16 protein-coding genes are annotated in these 16,262 nt (G+C 60.2%); 8 read left to right on the forward strand and 8 right to left on the reverse strand.

The genetic code is table 11. The annotated features are described in order from the left end of the window. Positions 1 to 79: 79 nt before the first annotated feature. Positions 80 to 331, reverse strand: a complete 252-nt coding sequence (oprI, locus tag ACZ9H3_RS00730) for an outer membrane lipoprotei OprI (protein ID WP_037058464.1) — start codon at positions 329 to 331, stop codon at positions 80 to 82. A 511-nt stretch (positions 332 to 842) separates the two neighbouring features. Between oprI and ACZ9H3_RS00735 the strand changes: the two genes are divergently transcribed. Continuing rightward, positions 843 to 1,124: a GNAT family N-acetyltransferase gene (locus tag ACZ9H3_RS00735; RefSeq protein WP_065762041.1), complete on the forward strand. Its 282-nt coding sequence runs from the start codon at positions 843 to 845 to the stop codon at positions 1,122 to 1,124. Positions 1,125 to 1,193: 69 nt separating this feature from the next. Here the strand turns inward: ACZ9H3_RS00735 and ACZ9H3_RS00740 are convergent, their stop codons facing one another. Together ACZ9H3_RS00740 and ACZ9H3_RS00745 are read right to left on the reverse strand one after the other, a co-directional pair. After that, a complete protein-coding gene (locus ACZ9H3_RS00740; RefSeq protein WP_099774042.1) occupies positions 1,194 to 2,270 on the reverse strand; it encodes a 3-deoxy-7-phosphoheptulonate synthase in 1,077 nt (358 codons plus the stop codon). A 170-nt stretch (positions 2,271 to 2,440) separates the two neighbouring features. After that, the gene (locus ACZ9H3_RS00745) at positions 2,441 to 2,896 is read right to left on the reverse strand and encodes a PilZ domain-containing protein (protein WP_476219008.1); all 456 of its coding nucleotides are present in this window, start codon (positions 2,894 to 2,896) and stop codon (positions 2,441 to 2,443) included. Between the two features lie 112 nt (positions 2,897 to 3,008). Between ACZ9H3_RS00745 and ACZ9H3_RS00750 the strand changes: the two genes are divergently transcribed. The 4 genes from ACZ9H3_RS00750 to cysB all read left to right on the forward strand — a co-directional run bounded on the left by ACZ9H3_RS00750 (position 3,009) and on the right by cysB (position 6,574). Continuing rightward, on the forward strand, positions 3,009 to 3,959 hold the full coding sequence (locus ACZ9H3_RS00750; protein WP_476219010.1) for a putative 2-dehydropantoate 2-reductase: 951 nt from the start codon (positions 3,009 to 3,011) through the stop codon (positions 3,957 to 3,959). 18 nt (positions 3,960 to 3,977) lie between these two features. Then, positions 3,978 to 4,886, forward strand: coding sequence for a 5'-nucleotidase (locus ACZ9H3_RS00755; protein WP_065759498.1), 909 nt, complete (start codon positions 3,978 to 3,980; stop codon positions 4,884 to 4,886). A 92-nt stretch (positions 4,887 to 4,978) separates the two neighbouring features. Next, positions 4,979 to 5,476 (forward strand): universal stress protein, encoded by a 498-nt coding sequence (locus tag ACZ9H3_RS00760; RefSeq protein WP_065759497.1) that lies wholly within the window; start codon positions 4,979 to 4,981, stop codon positions 5,474 to 5,476. 123 nt (positions 5,477 to 5,599) lie between these two features. Continuing rightward, a complete protein-coding gene (gene cysB / locus ACZ9H3_RS00765) occupies positions 5,600 to 6,574 on the forward strand; it encodes an HTH-type transcriptional regulator CysB (RefSeq protein WP_065759496.1) in 975 nt (324 codons plus the stop codon). Between the two features lie 1,152 nt (positions 6,575 to 7,726). On the opposite strand, the gene ACZ9H3_RS00770 is transcribed toward cysB, so the two are convergent. The 5 genes from ACZ9H3_RS00770 to rloA form a co-directional block, all read right to left on the reverse strand. Continuing rightward, positions 7,727 to 8,461 carry a phosphoadenylyl-sulfate reductase gene (locus ACZ9H3_RS00770; protein WP_065759495.1) on the reverse strand — a complete coding sequence of 245 codons (735 nt, stop codon included), beginning with the start codon at positions 8,459 to 8,461 and terminating at the stop codon, positions 7,727 to 7,729. A gap of 126 nt (positions 8,462 to 8,587) precedes the next feature. Beyond that, positions 8,588 to 9,934 carry an aminodeoxychorismate synthase component I gene (gene pabB, locus ACZ9H3_RS00775; protein ID WP_476219013.1) on the reverse strand — a complete coding sequence of 449 codons (1,347 nt, stop codon included), beginning with the start codon at positions 9,932 to 9,934 and terminating at the stop codon, positions 8,588 to 8,590. Positions 9,935 to 10,064: 130 nt separating this feature from the next. Then, on the reverse strand, positions 10,065 to 11,045 hold the full coding sequence (locus ACZ9H3_RS00780) for an alpha-L-glutamate ligase-like protein (RefSeq protein WP_065759493.1): 981 nt from the start codon (positions 11,043 to 11,045) through the stop codon (positions 10,065 to 10,067). Continuing rightward, the gene (rloB, locus tag ACZ9H3_RS00785) at positions 11,045 to 12,574 is read right to left on the reverse strand and encodes an osmotic stress tolerance membrane protein RloB (RefSeq protein WP_099774047.1); all 1,530 of its coding nucleotides are present in this window, start codon (positions 12,572 to 12,574) and stop codon (positions 11,045 to 11,047) included. The genes ACZ9H3_RS00780 and rloB overlap by 1 nt, the downstream gene beginning before the upstream one ends. Before the next feature lie 5 nt (positions 12,575 to 12,579). After that, positions 12,580 to 13,116, reverse strand: a complete 537-nt coding sequence (rloA, locus tag ACZ9H3_RS00790; RefSeq protein WP_099776593.1) for a retropepsin-like aspartic peptidase RloA — start codon at positions 13,114 to 13,116, stop codon at positions 12,580 to 12,582. A 287-nt stretch (positions 13,117 to 13,403) separates the two neighbouring features. Here rloA and ACZ9H3_RS00795 point away from each other — a divergent pair, with 287 nt between their 5' ends. The 3 genes from ACZ9H3_RS00795 to prpC all read left to right on the forward strand — a co-directional run bounded on the left by ACZ9H3_RS00795 (position 13,404) and on the right by prpC (position 16,193). Continuing rightward, the gene (locus tag ACZ9H3_RS00795; RefSeq protein ID WP_065759490.1) at positions 13,404 to 14,114 is read left to right on the forward strand and encodes a GntR family transcriptional regulator; all 711 of its coding nucleotides are present in this window, start codon (positions 13,404 to 13,406) and stop codon (positions 14,112 to 14,114) included. After that, entirely contained in the window at positions 14,111 to 15,001 is an 891-nt protein-coding gene (prpB, locus tag ACZ9H3_RS00800; protein ID WP_476219017.1) for a methylisocitrate lyase, read from the forward strand. The genes ACZ9H3_RS00795 and prpB overlap by 4 nt, the downstream gene beginning before the upstream one ends. A gap of 64 nt (positions 15,002 to 15,065) precedes the next feature. Then, on the forward strand, positions 15,066 to 16,193 hold the full coding sequence (gene prpC / locus ACZ9H3_RS00805; protein ID WP_163934735.1) for a bifunctional 2-methylcitrate synthase/citrate synthase: 1,128 nt from the start codon (positions 15,066 to 15,068) through the stop codon (positions 16,191 to 16,193). Positions 16,194 to 16,262: the final 69 nt, after the last annotated feature.

The raw sequence follows: 16,262 nt of genomic DNA on the forward strand, positions 1-16,262 counted from the left end.
CCTTTTCCGGTAGTCCGTGATGAACCAAAAAAAAGCCGGCCCACAAGTGGGCCGGCTTCATAACAATCCCGAAAGATTATTATTTGCGGCTGGCTTTTTCCAGCATGCGCAGAGCGCGCTCGTTAGCTTCATCAGCAGTCTGTTGAGCTTTTTGAGCTGCAGCCAGAGCGTCGTCAGCTTTACGATAGGCTTCATCAGCACGAGCTTGTGCACGAGCTGCTGCGTCTTCGGTAGCAGTCAGACGAGCTTCGGTTTCTTTGGATACGCTGCTGCAACCGGTAGCCAGAACTGCGGCCAGAGCCAGAGCAGAGAATTTCAGAACGTTGTTCATCGTGTTCCCCTTCAAGGACTTTCTATTAAAGAGCCATCTCTCAACAAAGAGAAACTGGCCGGCGTACATACTACCCATTACTTGTAGTAAGTAAACTGACACAGCGCAAGAACTGGAAAAAAATTACGCTTCTGTCGAAACCGACACAGTCGCTGTATGAAAAGCATTCAGCTTTAGACGGTCCAGGTTGCAGTATCTAGTGTAAGGCGTTGTTTTTTGTTGAACTAAAGGTGACTTTAACGGTCATCCTTCGTCACAGGACTAGAACATCCGGTAACTGTCAGTGCCATTGAAGGGTACGACGTTGGCGTGCTGCTAGTGCGCGATTTTTACGATCAAGCGCCTTGAGCATCTGTACCCAGGGCGCCTACTATTTGTGACGTGCTCAGCTGCCAGAGAACGACCAGGCTCTTCTCCTTGTCCAACTGGGGCACGGGGTGGCGTAGAGGTTCCTTCGCCGGACAAACATCGGTAAGGTAGGGGTCAAATACAAGACCCGCGAGGAGTAGTGATGAGCGAGGCGTTGTCCATCCACCATGACCAGGCTGGTCATCAGTTCGAGACCAATGTGGACGGTCATCGTGCGTACCTGACCTACATGGATCTGGGGAAGCAGACCCTGGATATCTACCGTACATTCGTGCCCAATGCGTTGCGCGGTCGCGGCATTGCGGCTGCACTTACCGAGAAGGCGCTTGAGTACGCCGATACCATGGGCTACACGGTCATTCCATCCTGTTCCTATGTCGAACGCTATATGGAACGGCATCAACGGCAGTCGTCGAAAGCCTGAATACCTGCCAGCAACCGCGGCAAACACAAAAACGCCGGGCATTTGCCCGGCGTTTTTGTGTGCGTGCTACTAGCCCCGTTGACGCTTTGGCAGTACATCCTTGAGCTTGGCGTGCATGCTGCGCAGCGTGTTCGCCGTGGTGTCCCAGTCGATGCAGGCATCGGTGATCGAGACGCCGTACTGCAGTTCGGAAAGGTTTTTCGGAATCGCCTGGCAACCCCAGTTCAGGTGGCTCTCGACCATCAAGCCAATGATCGACTGATTGCCTTCGAGGATCTGGTTGGCCACGTTCTCCATGACCAGTGGCTGCAGTGCCGGGTCCTTGTTGGAGTTGGCATGGCTGCAGTCGACCATGATGTTCGGCTTGATCTTGGCCTTGGTCAGTGCCTGTTCGCAGAGTGCCACGCTGACTGAATCGTAGTTTGGCTTGCCGTTACCGCCGCGCAGTACCACGTGGCCGTAGGCGTTGCCTTTGGTGGTGACGATGGAGACGCCACCTTCCTGGTTGATACCCAGGAAGCGGTGAGGGCTGGAGACCGATTGCAGGGCGTTGATCGCTACGGTCAGGCCACCGTCGGTACCGTTCTTGAAGCCGACGGCCGAGGACAGGCCCGAAGCCATTTCACGGTGGGTTTGCGATTCAGTGGTGCGCGCACCAATGGCCGACCAGCTGATCAGGTCCTGCAGGTATTGTGGCGAAATCGGGTCGAGTGCTTCAGTTGCGGTTGGCAGGCCCATTTCCGCCAGGTCCAGCAGCAGTTGGCGGCCGATGTGCAGGCCGTCCTGGATTTTGAACGAGTCATCCAGGTACGGGTCGTTGATCAGACCTTTCCAGCCCACGGTGGTACGCGGCTTTTCAAAATACACGCGCATGACCAGGTACAGGGTGTCGGACACCTCTGCGGCCAGTACTTTCAAGCGTTCGGCGTACTCGTGGGCGGCCTTGATGTCGTGAATCGAGCAAGGGCCGACGACCACGAACAGGCGGTGGTCCTTGCCGTCGAGGATATTGCGCACCACTTCGCGGCCCGCAGTCACGGTTTTCAGCGCGGTGGCACTGAGAGGTATTTCCTTCTTGAGCTGATCGGGGGTGATCAAGGTCTCGTTGGAGGCAACGTTAAGGTCATCGATCGGTAAATCAGCCATCGTGTTACTCGTCAGGTCACGGATGCCGGCCGCCAGCGATCCCCGTGCGGCGGAGCAGCATGATTTAACGCAGCGGGGGAGCCGAACCTTAGCGCGTTACACCGTGGCTCGACAATGGGCAAGGCCCGCTTTCCTGTGTGGGAACGCGGATAAAGGCCGGTCGAGTGCGACTAAAGTGGCAGCGGGCGTGGTTGCAGCACCCGGTTCGCCTCCAGGCTGGCTTCCGAGAACTCAGTGGCGTGCCGGGCGATCCACTCCTGAGCCAGGAGTTGCAGGTCGATGTCTTGAGCTTCATCGCCGGCATGCTGCTGGCAGTAGTGCTGTATCTGGCAGACCTGTTCGCTCATCCGTGCACCGAACAGCGCTTGCTCATCAACAAAGGCGATGCCGACCCGGTAGCCTTGTGCCTGCTTCTGGCACCAGGCGACGTAACCCGGGTAGCGGGCATCTTCGCCGAGGGAAGGGATGATCATTTCAACGGCCATGCCGCGGCGGTAGGCCCGTGGATGGTTGCAGGCTACGCCGCCCAGGCTGATAGTGTGGAGTCGCTGGCGGAACAGGCTGGGTGACGAGCGCAGGGTCAATTCGACCGGAACGTCATCGGGGTGAGGCAGGAATCCACGCATATCGACTCCGTGTCGATTATTTGACCTTGTTTGGCTGAGTATAGTGAAGGAAAGTGAAGCGGTTGATTTACGTATGAAAGCTGATCAAAAAACAATCAGTCCAGGGGTGGTGATGGAAAGGGCGCAACAACGCATCGGTATTATTGGTACCGGCGCCATCGGTGGTTTTTATGGTGTGATGCTGGCTCGTGCCGGGTTCGACGTGCATTTTCTGTTGCGCAGTGAGTTTGCGGCGGTCAGTGAACAGGGGCTGCAAATCGACAGTGATGTTCACGGGGTGTTACGCCTGCCGTCGGTGCAGGCCTATAGCGATGCTGCTGAAATGCCACCCTGCGACTGGCTGCTGGTCGGTGCCAAGACCACCAGCAACCCGGCCCTGGCACCCTTGATCACTCGGGCGTGCAAAGCGGGTGGCAGCGTCGTGCTGTTGCAGAACGGGTTGGGTGTCGAAGAGGCGTTGCGGCCTCTGTTGCCCAGCAACCTGCACCTGCTCGGAGGCTTGTGTTTTGTCTGCCTCAATCGCACGGCGCCGGGGATGGTTCGGCATCAGGCGTTGGGTGCAGTGAACCTTGGCTATCACAGTGGCCCGGCGCAGGATGTATTGGCACGTCAGGCACGAGTGGAATCAGCTGTGGCGCTGTTTCATGCGGCGGGTATCGAGTCCCGGGGCATGCTCAACCTGGCTCAGGCGCGTTGGCAGAAGTTGGTGTGGAACGTGCCGTACAACGGCCTTTCGGTGTTGCTCAAGGCCAGCACCAGCGCGCTGATGGCGGATGCGTCCAGCCGAGCACTGATTCAGGCGTTGATGTGCGAGGTGGTGGACGGGGCGCGTGCCTGTGGCCATGTCCTGCCAGAGGGGTACGCTGAGGATCTGTTTGCCATCACTGAGAACATGCCGGATTACTGGCCGAGCATGTACCACGACTACGCTCAGGGGCGGCCGCTGGAGTTGGATGCCATCTATGCTGAACCGCTGGCGCAGGCGCGTCAGGCCGGTTGCCAGCTGCCGCGAATCGAAGCGCTGTATCAGGCGCTGGCCTTCATCGATCGGCATAACCATTGATACCCCCAGGAGTGCAGCATGAGTAAAGGTCTGGTCGACAAGCTGGTGGTGGCCATTTCCTCGCGGGCGTTGTTCGACCTGAGTGAAAGCCATCAGGTGTTTCTGGCGCAGGGTGTGGAAGCCTACCGGCAGTACCAGATCGACCATGAGGATGAGCTGCTGGAGCCGGGCGATGCGTTCCCGCTGGTGCAGAAACTGCTGGGTTTGAATGACAGTCTCGGTCAGCAGCGGGTGGAGGTGGTGCTGGTGTCGCGTAACAGTGCCGACACCGGCTTGCGTGTGTTCAGTGCCATCGAACATCACGGCCTGGGCATTTCACGCGCCGCCTTTGTCGGCGGCCGCAGCCCTTATCCGTATCTGGCGGCATTTGGTTGCCACCTGTTCCTGTCGACTGATGCCGAGGACGTGCGCCGTGCGCTGGAGGCCGGTTTTGCCGCCGCGACCATTCTGTCTGGCGGTGCCCGGCGAGCGGCCAGCGATGAACTGCGTATCGCGTTTGATGGCGACGCGGTGTTGTTTTCCGATGAATCGGAGCGCGTCTACCAGCAAGGAGGGCTAGAAGCCTTCCAGGCCAACGAACGCCAGGCGGCTCGCCAGCCGTTGGGTGGCGGCCCGTTCAAGCCGTTCCTGGCCGCGTTGCATGTGCTGCAGAAAGAGTTTCCGCAAGGCGCCTGCCCGATTCGTACGGCACTGGTTACCGCGCGTTCTGCACCCGCCCATGAGCGGGTGATCCGTACCTTGCGCGATTGGGACATCCGTCTGGACGAGTCGCTGTTTCTCGGCGGCCTGGACAAGTCGGCTTTTCTTGAAGCGTTCGCCGCCGACGTGTTCTTCGATGATCAGGCTGGGCATTGCGAGCGCGCCCGAGGTGTGGTCGCGACGGGGCATGTGCCTCATGGTGTCAGCAACGAGCACGCGCCCGGTTGAGCCCGGCGGCGCTCGCCGGACGGGGGCTGCGCATCACCTTGACGCTGCTAAGCTGAAGCGTGCGCTGCCGATTCGGCAGTCGAGGAGGGCAAATGATCCATTCGATGCTGTATGCCACAGACCTCGGTGTGTACGCGCCTTATGTCTTGCAGCATGCGCTGGCGTTGGCGCGAACCTTCAACGCGGAATTGTATGTGATTCATGCGGTTGAGCCGATGGGGCAGTTCGCTGAATCACTGCTGCAGAGCTACCTGGACGAACAGACCCTGGATGAACTGCATAGCCAGGGTGTGAACACGGTGATGGCCAATATCGAACAGCGGGTGCTGGATACGTTTCGTGATGAATTGGGTGGGCATGAGGACCTGGCCCTGATCCGTGCCGTGCGGGTGCGTCAGGGGGATCCTGCTCAGGTCATTCTGGAGCAGGCTCAGCGGCTGAGTGTCGATTTGCTGATTGTTGGCAGCCATTCCCGTGGCGCAGGGGTGTCGATTCCGCTGGGTCGGACCGCGGCGCGTGTGTTGCAGCTTTCGCCAGTGCCGGTGTACATGGTCCCCTTGGCCCAGCATCTGGGCCGGCGCAAGGGGTGAGCGGTAAGTGAGCGAGGCTGTAGGAAAACCGGTGAAATAGTTCTAGATTTATTCTTCAAACCACTAATATAGTTATAACCCGTCGCTGCTGCCGGTGACGCCCAGCTGATTTGAGGGATACCTATGAAGCTTCAACAATTGCGCTACATCTGGGAAGTGGCGCACCACGACCTCAACGTCTCCGCGACAGCACAGAGCCTGTATACCTCCCAACCTGGTATCAGCAAGCAGATCCGTCTGTTGGAAGATGAGCTGGGTGTTGAGGTTTTCGCTCGTAGCGGCAAGCACTTGACGCGCGTCACGCCGGCGGGTGAGCGGATTATTACCACGGCTGGGGAAATTCTGCGCAAGGTCGAGAGCATCAAGCAAATCGCCCAGGAATTCTCCAATGAGAAAAAGGGCACCCTTTCGATCGCAACGACGCACACCCAGGCGCGTTACGCGTTGCCGCCGGTGATCAGTAACTTCATCAAGCAATACCCGGAAGTAGCGCTGCACATGCACCAGGGTTCGCCGATGCAGATTGCCGAGATGGCGGCTGATGGTACCGTCGATTTCGCCATTGCCACCGAGGCCCTGGAGCTGTTCGGCGACCTGGTGATGATGCCGTGCTATCGCTGGAACCGTTGTGTGGTCGTGCCGCAGGGGCATCCGTTGACCAAGCTGCCCAAACTGACGCTGGAAGTGCTGGCGGAATATCCGATCGTGACCTACGTCTTTGGCTTTACCGGCCGCTCAAAGCTCGACGAAGCGTTCAGTCACCGTGGCCTGACCCCGAAAGTGGTCTTTACCGCTGCCGATGCTGACGTGATCAAGACCTATGTTCGCCTTGGCCTGGGTGTTGGTATTGTCGCCAAGATGGCTGTTGATCCCAAGCTCGACAGCGATTTGGTGGTGCTCGATGCCAGCGAGTTGTTCGAGTCCAGTGTGACCAAGATCGGTTTCCGCCGCGGCACGTTCCTGCGTGGGTTCATGTGCGACTTCATCGAGAAGTTCGCCCCGCACCTGACGCGTGAAGTAATGGCCAAGGCCATTCAGTGCCACAACAAGCAGGAACTGGAAGAGCTCTTTGAAGGTGTTGAGCTGCCGGTCCACTGACCACAACGTGGTGCCACAAAAAAACCGGCCATGGGTGCCGGTTTCAGTGCTGAGAAAGCCAGCCGCGCAGAGCATGTGATTTTTGTGTCAGGCTCGCCTGCGGTGGTATCGGCGGGGTGTCAGTAAGCGCGCGGTGCCTGCATCGCGGGCAAGCCCGGCTCCTACAGCGGGCGCGGGCTCTGTTGGAACTGGCTTGCCTGCGATGGCGTCGGCGGGGTGTCCGTGAGTTCGCGGCGTCTGCATCGCGGGCAAGCCCGGCTCCTACAGTTGGCGCGGGGCTCTGTTGGAGCTGGCTTGCCTACGATGGCGTCGGCGGGGTGTCCGTGAGTTCGCGGCGTCTGCATCGCGGGCAAGCCCGGCTCCTACAGGTTACGCGGGCTCTGTTGGAGCTGGCTTGCCTGCGATGGCGTCGGTGCGGTGTCCGTGAGTTCGCGGTGCCTGCATCGCGGGCAAGCCCGGCTCCTACAGTTGGCGCGGGGCTCTGTTGGAGCTGGCTTGCCTGCGATGGCGTCGGTGGCGTATCCGCGAATTCGCGGCGTCTGCATCGCGGGCAAGCCCGGCTCCTACAGCTGGCGCGGGGCTCTGTTGGAGCTGGCTTGCCTGCGATGGCGTCGGTGGGGTATCCGCGAGTTCGCGGCGTCTGCATCGCGGGCAAGCCCGGCTCCTACAGGCTGGCGCAGGCTCTGTTGGAGCTGGCTTGCCTGCGATGGCGTCGGCGTGGTGCCCGTGAGTTCGCGGTGCCTGCATCGCGGGCAAGCCCGGCTCCTACAGCTGGCGCGGGCTCTGTTGGAGCTGGCTTGCCTGCGATGGCCTCGGTGCGGTGTCCGTGAGTTCGCGGCGTCTGCATCGCGGGCAAGCCCGGCTCCTACAGCTGGCGCGGGCTCTGTTGGAGCTGGCTTGCCTACGATGGCGTCGGCGCGGTGTCAGTGAGTTCGCGGCGTCTGCATCGCGGGCAAGCCCGGCTCCTACAGCTGGCGCGGGGCTCTGTTGGAGCTGGCTTGCCTGCGATGGCGTCGGTGAGGTGTCAGTACGTGCGCGGCGTTTGTATCGCGGGCAAGCCTGGCGCCTACAGATTGCGCGGTCTTTGTTGGAGCTGGCTTGCCTGCGATGGCGTTTGCATCGCAGGCAAGCCCACAAGGGGTACCCTTCAGATCAGCCCTTGCTGATCAGGTTGCCTGCATGCAGGCCGCATTCTTTCTGGGTTGACTCTTCCCACCACCAGCGGCCTTCGCGCTCATGCTGGTTCGGCAGCACCGGGCGGGTGCAGGGCTCGCAGCCGATGCTGATAAAACCGCGTTCATGCAGGCTGTTGTAGGGCAGCTCGAGCATGCGGATATAGCCCCAGACTTCTTCGCTGGTCATCTGCGCCAGTGGGTTGAACTTGTACAGCGTGTGCGCTGCTGTGGAGAAGGCACCGTCGATTTCCAGCGCGGCTACCTGGCTGCGGGTGCCCGGGCTTTGATCGCGACGCTGGCCGGTGGCCCAGGCGCTTACCGTGGCCAGTTTGCGGCGCAGTGGTTCGATCTTGCGGATACCGCAGCATTCGCCGTGACCGTCTTTGTAGAAGCTGAACAGGCCCTTTTCCTTGACGAAGGGCTCGAGCTTGCTGTGGTCGGGAGAGAGGATTTCGATCGGCAGCGAGTAGTGCTCGCGGACCTGATCAATGAAACGGTAGGTTTCCGGGTGCAGGCGACCGGTGTCGAGGCTGAATACCTTGACCTGCTTGTTCAGTTTCCAGGCCATGTCCACCAGCACCACGTCTTCGGCGCCGCTGAAGGAGATCCACAGGTCGTCACCGAAGTGCTCGAAGGCAAGTTTGAGGATGTCTTGCGGGGACTTGCTGGCGTAGGTCGCGGCCAGGGCGGCGACGTCGAAGGGTTGGCTCATCAGGCGGCTTCCGGTCTGTGAATGGCGCTTTGCGCTCGTTTAGGCTGATCTTAACAAAAAATGTCTGGCTAGACGGTTTGCATTGAATGACTGGCCGGGCTGTCGTCAGAAGAACGCAGATGTGCTTCAGAGTTGCCCCAAGGTATCGAGCAGTACCTTTACCTTGGTGATCGACTCTTGGTACTCGGCTTGCCAATCCGAATCGGCGACCACTGCGCCGCCGCCCCAGCAGCAGGCCTGGCCGTCCTTGATCAGCAGGCTGCGGATCGCAATGGAACTGTCCATTTCGCCGCGCACGTCGATGTAAATCAATGAGCCGCAGTACAGTGCTCGTCGGCTGGGTTCCAGTTCGTCGATGATCTGCATGGCGCGGATTTTCGGCGCGCCGGTGATCGAGCCGCCGGGGAAGCTGCCGGCGATCAGGTCCAGCGCGTCCTTGTCGGCTGCGAGTTGCCCGGTGACGACGCTGACCATGTGGTGGACGTTGGGATAGCTTTCCAGGCTGAACAGTTCCGGGACTTTAACCGTACCGATTTCACAGCTGCGGCCCAGGTCGTTGCGCAGCAGGTCGACGATCATCAGGTTTTCTGCACGGTCTTTGCTGCTGGCCAGCAATTGGGCGGCATTCTCGGCGTCTTCGACAGTGTCCTGGCTGCGCGGTCGGGTGCCCTTGATCGGGCGTGTTTCTACCTGGCTGGCGTGTACCTGGATGAACCGCTCGGGCGAGAAGCTCAGCAGGGCGCTGCCGTCTGCCAGTGCCTGGAACCCGGAGAACGGCGTAGGGCAGGCGCTGCGCAGGGCGCGATAGGCGTGCCAGGGATCGCCCTGGCACGGTGCTCGGAAGCGCTGGGTGAGGTTGATCTGGTAGCAGTCGCCCGCATGGATGTAGTGCTGCACGCGCTCGAACGCCTGGCGGTACTGCTCGGGGGAAAGATCGCCGCGCATTGGCGCCTTCAGCGTGAAATCGGCCTTGTCGTCGGTGACAGCTGGTGCGTGGAACAAGCGCAGCAGGCGCTGTGCTTCGTCAGGTGCCAGGCTTGGGTGAAACACCAACTGGGTGGTGCTGCGCTGATGGTCGCTGATCAGTGCCCAGGCATACAGCCCCAGGCCGGCATCCGGCAGGTCCAGGTCATCCACTGCCAGCGCTGGCAGTGTTTCAAGGCGTCGCCCGAAGTCATAGCTGAGGTAGCCTATAAGGCCCCCTGCGAAGGGCAGTTGCAGCTCATCGGGCAGGTCTGCAGTACCGAGGCGCTTCAGGCTGTCGCGCAGGCGCTGGAGATAGTCAATGCCGGTTTCGCCATCATGGGGTGACAACTGCTCTACTGGCCAGGCGCTCAGCAGGTCATAACGCCCTCGGCTGGCGTTCGGGCGGGCGCTGTCGAGCAGGATGGCGCCAGGTGCCTGGCGGACACGGGCAAAGTAGTCGGCAGGGTCGGCCTGGTAGGGCAGGGGATGAACGGTGCAGGTGGGCATTCGCATCAAGAGCTGTCAGGGCGGGGAACGGATTGTAGTCCTCCGCAGGCGTTGCTCCTAGAGGTGCGCGCGCAATTGAGGCACCCGATGTCGCCCTGAGGGTAGGTTTGTATCCCCTCAGGGCGTTGCATCAGTTGTTCGGCACGTGGCCAAACAGCTCCTGGGTGAAGCGAACCCGCTCCTCCACGGTTTCCTTCACGCCGTTCTTCGCCAGGGCTTCCAGGTGGGCCTCGATGGCGTGGGTGCGCTGCGTCAGGCCGCAATCGTTGGCGATCTGGATGTTCAGGCCGGGGCGAGCGTTGAGCTCAAGGATCAGCGGGCCCTTGTCCTGGTCCAGCACCATGTCGACACCGATGTAACCCAGGCCGCACAGCTCATAACAACCGGCGGCCAGCTTCATGAAGCCGTCCCAGTTTGGCAGTTGTACGCCGTCTACCGCGTTGGTGGTGTCCGGGTGCTTGCTGATGATGTTGTTCAGCCAGGTGCCGCGCAGGGTGAGCCCGGTGGCGAGGTCGACCCCGACCCCAATGGCGCCCTGGTGCAGGTTGGCTTTGCCGCCAGACTGGCGCGTCGGCAAGCGCAGCATGGCCATGACCGGGTAGCCCATCAGCACGATGATTCGGATGTCCGGTACGCCTTCGTAGCTGATGCTCTTGAAGATCTGGTCGGGGGTGACCCGGTACTCGATCAGTGCCCGGTCGCGGTGCCCGCCCAGGGAGTAGAGGCCGGTCAGGATGCTGGAGATCTGGTGCTCGATTTCCTCGTGGCTGATGATCTTGCCCGAGACGGTCCGGTAGCGGTTCTCGAAACGGTCGGCGATGACCAGAATGCCGTCGCCACCAGCGCCTTGGGCCGGCTTGATCACGAAATCACTGCGCCCGCCGATGATCTCGTCGAGCTTTTCGATCTCTTTCTCGGTGGAGATGATCCCGTACATTTCCGGCACATGAATGCCGGCCTTGATCGCGCGCTCCTTGGTGATGATCTTGTCATCGACGATCGGGTACAGGTGGCGCTTGTTGTACTTGAGGACATAGTCCGCATTGCGCCGGTTGATACCCATGATGCCCCGGGCCTCCAGGGCTTTCCAGGTTTTCCAGAGACCGAACATCAGGCGTCCTTCACAAAGGCTTTGAAACGGACCAGCTCTGTCAGGCGGTAGCCGCGATAACGGCCCATTGCCAGCATGAAGCCCACCAGAATCAGCAGTACCGCCGGGAAGGTGAAGACGAAGTACACCAGTTCCGGCACGCTCATCAGCAAGTGCGCTAGCGAGGCTGCGAACAGGGTGCCGACGGCCACTTTCATCGCATGGCCACCACCACGCTCTTCCCAGGTAATCGACAGGCGTTCGATGGTCATGGTCAGGATCACCATCGGGAACAATGCGACCGACAGGCCGCGCTCCAGGCCCAGCTTGTGGCTGAACAGGCTGATGGCGGCAATCAGTACCACGACGAAGGTCAGCACCACCGACAGGCGTGGCAACATCTGCAGCTTCAGGTGCTCAAGGTAGGAGCGTAGCGACAGGCCCAGCGCGGTAATGATGGTAAACAGGACGATGCCGAAGCCCAGTTGGGTTTCGCGGAAGGCCAGGGCGATCAGTACCGGGGTGAACGTGCCGAGGGTCTGCAGGCCGATCAGGTTGCGCAGGACCAGGATCACCAGTACGCCAATCGGAATCATGACCATGATCATGAATGTCTGTTGGGTCTGCAGGGGCAGGCCGTACAGTGAGTACTCCAGGAAGTCGGCGTCGGTGTTTTCGTCGGTCAGCTTGGCCAGGCGGATGGCGTTCATCTCGCTGTTGTTCAGGCTGAAGCTGACGTTGGCTTTCTTGCCGCCATCGACGGTGATCAGGTTGTCATCGCCCGTCCACCACAGCAGGCGGTCGCTCGGCAGGCCCTGTTCGCCGGTGTCCGGGTTGAAGTACAGCCAGTCGGTGCCGTTGAAGCTGCGCAGCCACAGTTCAGGGGTTTGTGGTTGGTCGGCCAGCAGGCGGATGGTATGGACTTTTTCAATCGGTACGTGGGCAATCGACAGCAGCAGGTCGATGATCTTGGCCTTGTGCAGGCTTGAGGTATCGCCGGCCAGCAGCAGCTTGACGTTGTCATCGTTGACGTTGTTGACGCGCTTGATGGTCTCGCTGACAAAGGTCTCGACGTCTGCCGAATGCTGGCGGATAGGAGCCATCAGCGCTTCGGCGGCGATCTTCTCCGGGCCTTCGACGGGCAGGCTGTCACGGAAGGTGGGACCTTTGGCCTTGGGTTTTTCGGCGCTGTAGCGCTTTGTCAGTACCAGGCGGTAGTAGAGGGTCTGGTTGCCGCTGGCGCGGCGTGCCGACCAGGTCACCTTGCGGTTGCCATCGACGCGGTTGACGCTGACGCCGTAGTTGTTGGAAATGAAGCTCTCGTTGAGGCTGACGTAGTCACTGCTCAGCGGTGGCACGAACATCTGGACCTTGACCGGGTCTTTGGCGCTGGCGACGAACTCGACCTTGGCGTCGATGTTCCACAGGTCGTCCGTCTCGTCTTCGGTGACCGGGATGCCGAGGAAGAAGATCTGGTAGGCCGTGACCAATACGCCCAGCAACACCAGAACGGTGATCAGGACTTTGAGGTGGAGGGTAAGAGAGCGCATCGGTTTTACTCTGCGGTGTGAGCGGCGGTGGCGCAGGCGGGTTTGCCGGCAGCGTATTTAAGGCTTGGGTCGACCAGGGCATCGAAGTGTTTCAGGGCTTCGGAACCGATCAGCAGCGGGTATTGGAACGCGCTGCGGTCAGTGAGGTTCACTTCAATGGTGCGCAAGGCGTTCCCCATGCAGATATTCAGGGCAATGACAGGGCGAGCGGTGTACGCCTTGCCTTCATCCGGGTTGTAGTCGCCAGCCCGTCGCTTGATTTTGCTGACGCGGGCCAGTGGGCGTTCTATCGGATGCGAATGCGCCGCATCGATGGCCAGGTAGAAGCGCACCCAGGATTCGCCATTGCGCTTGAAGCGCTTGATGTCGCGAGCGCTGAGCGAGGCGGTCTTGGCGCCGGTGTCGAGCTTGGCGGCAACCTCAAGGTCGATGTCGGCAAGGCGGGCGTATTCGTTAAGGCCGTAGACCGTCTTGTCATTGGCTTGGCTCAGCGCCGGCAATAAAGAAAGGCTGAGCAACAGTAGAAGGGGCGTGAGTCTCATAAATCCTGGCGCGGTGCTGTGCGATGTTCGGGTCAAGGCGACTGGCAGTACTGCGCAACCTTCCTCGTTCATCTGCCATAAAAAGATGACAGACACACTATCCATGCCCCAAAGGAGGCGGCGGCATTCTATCACGCTGGTGTGCATGTGCCAGCGGCTGGCATAAGACAACATGGAAGACCTCCATGTTCGTTATTAGACGATTGTCGACAATGTTTATTTTGTCTTTGACTGGCGAGCGTTATTTGGCTAGTTTTGGCCCTATTGATTTTGAAGGTGTCGACAATATGCTGGACGCAAGCCAAGCACCCGGCGTTACGCAGGATGACTCGGAAACCCTTTCCGAAAACGTTTTCCGGCGCATTCAGGCGGCCATCGTCAAGGGCGAGATCGCCCCGGGCAGTAAAATTTCCGAGCCTGAGCTGGCGCGCACCTACGGTATCAGCCGTGGGCCATTGCGTGAGGCGATTCACCGCCTGGAGGGCCAGCGCCTGCTGGTGCGAGTTCCCCATGTCGGCGCACGGGTGGTTTCGCTCAGCCATGCCGAGTTGATCGAGCTGTACGAAATTCGCGAATCCCTGGAAGGCATGGCCTGTCGCCTGGCTGCCGAGCGAATGAGCGTAGCCGATATCGACGAACTGCGCCGGGTGCTTGATACCCATGAGCGCGACGCTACCTTCCAGGCCGGGCTGGGTTACTACCAGCAAGAAGGCGATTTCGACTTCCATTACCGAATCATCCAGGGCAGTGGCAACCGCACCCTGGTGCAGATGCTCTGTGGCGAGCTGTATCAACTGGTGCGCATGTACCGCATCCAGTTCTCCGCAACGCCCAACCGGCCACGCCAGGCGTTCGCCGAGCACCACCGTATTCTCGATGCCATCGCCGACCGTGACGGTGAACTGGCCGAGCTCCTGATGCGCCGCCATATCGGCGCCTCCAAACGCAATATCGAGCGTCATTACCTGGACGCCAACAGCCCACGAGGTGAGTCATGAGTCAGAAAAGCAGTCCCGGCCAGCGCTTTCGCGACGCGGTCGCTACCGAGCATCCTCTGCAAGTGGTAGGGGCGATCAACGCCAACCATGCTCTCTTGGCCAAGCGTGCCGGTTTCAAGGCGATCTACCTGTCCGGTGGCGGTGTTGCGGCCGGCTCCCTCGGCCTGCCTGACCTGGGTATTACCGGCCTGGACGACGTGCTGACCGACGTACGCCGTATTACCGATGTGTGCGACCTGCCGCTGTTGGTGGATGTCGACACCGGTTTTGGCTCTTCGGCGTTCAACGTGGCGCGTACCGTCAAGTCGATGATCAAGTTCGGCGCGGCCGCGATTCACATCGAGGATCAGGTGGGTGCCAAGCGCTGTGGTCACCGTCCTAACAAGGAGATCGTCTCTCAGCAGGAGATGGTTGACCGCATCAAGGCCGCTGTTGACGCCCGTACCGATGACAGCTTCGTGATCATGGCGCGTACCGACGCGCTGGCCGTAGAAGGCCTGGAGTCTGCCCTGGACCGCGCAGCGGCCTGCATCGAAGCGGGTGCTGACATGATCTTCCCAGAGGCGATCACTGAGCTTGAGATGTACCGTACCTTCGCTGCCCGGGTGAAAGCGCCGATTCTGGCCAACATCACCGAGTTCGGCGCGACCCCGCTGTACACCACCGAAGAGTTGGCCTCTGCCGATGTTTCGCTGGCGCTGTACCCGCTGTCGGCGTTCCGTGCCATGAACAAGGCCGCTGAAAACGTCTACAACGCACTGCGCCGCGACGGTACCCAGAAGAATGTTGTCGACACCATGCAAACCCGCATGGAGCTGTACGACGCCATCGATTACCACGTGTTCGAGCAGAAGCTCGATGCCCTGTTCGCTCAGAAAAGGAGCTGAATCAAGGCTTGAACCTGTAATCAGCTTACGTTTCCCATAACAAATTCAAGATTGGAGAAAAGCAATGGCCGAAGCAAAAGTACTCAGCGGTGCCGGCCTGCGCGGTCAAGTTGCCGGGCAAACCGCACTGTCTACCGTAGGCCAGGCCGGTGCCGGCCTGACCTACCGCGGTTATGATGTGCGCGAGCTTGCCGAGCACGCTTTGTTCGAAGAAGTTGCCTACCTGCTGCTCTACGGAGAGCTGCCGACCAAGGCGCAACTGGCTGCCTATCAGAGCAAGCTTAAGACCCTGCGTGACCTGCCGCAGGCGTTGAAGGAAGTGCTGGAGCGCATTCCTGCCGCCGCCCACCCAATGGATGTCATGCGTACCGGCTGCTCGGTACTGGGCACCCTGGAGCCTGAGCTGACGTTCGAGCAGCAACGTGAAAAGACCGATCGCCTGCTGGCGGTGTTCCCGGCCATCATGTGCTACTGGTACCGCTTCACTCACGACGGCGTACGCATCAATTGCGTCAGTGACGAAGAGACCCTGGGTGGTCACTTCCTGCACCTGCTGCATGACAAGAAACCGAGCGAACTGCACGTCAAGGTGATGAACGTTTCGCTGATCCTTTATGCAGAGCACGAGTTCAACGCCTCGACGTTCACCGCCCGTGTCTGTGCCTCGACGCTTTCGGACCTGTATTCCTGCATCACTGCAGCCATTGGTTCGCTGCGTGGCCCGCTGCATGGCGGTGCCAACGAAGCGGCCATGGAAATGATCGAGCGCTTCTCTACGCCTGAGGACGCCATCAGCGGCACCTTGGCCATGCTGGAGCGCAAAGACAAGATCATGGGCTTCGGTCATGCGATCTACAAAGAGTCCGATCCGCGTAACGAAGTGATCAAGGGCTGGGCAAAGCAATTGGCCGATGAAATGGGCGATACCGTGCTGTACCCGGTATCCGAAGCCATCGACAAGACCATGTGGGAGCAGAAGCGCCTGTTCCCGAACGCCGACTTCTACCATGCCTCGGCTTACCACTTCATGGGTATTCCGACCAAGCTGTTCACGCCGATCTTCGTGTGTTCGCGCCTTACCGGCTGGGCTGCTCACGTCTTCGAGCAGCGCGGCAACAACCGCATCATTCGTCCAAGCGCCGAGTACACCGGCGTTGAACAGCGTAAGTTCGTGCCAATCGAGCAACGCTGAGAAGGGTGAAGCTGAACAGGATGTGCCTGCAGGCCCCGGCAAGCCCGGCTTCTGCAGGCGCTGTTCAGC

This window comes from Pseudomonas sp. TE3910, assembly GCF_056279025.1.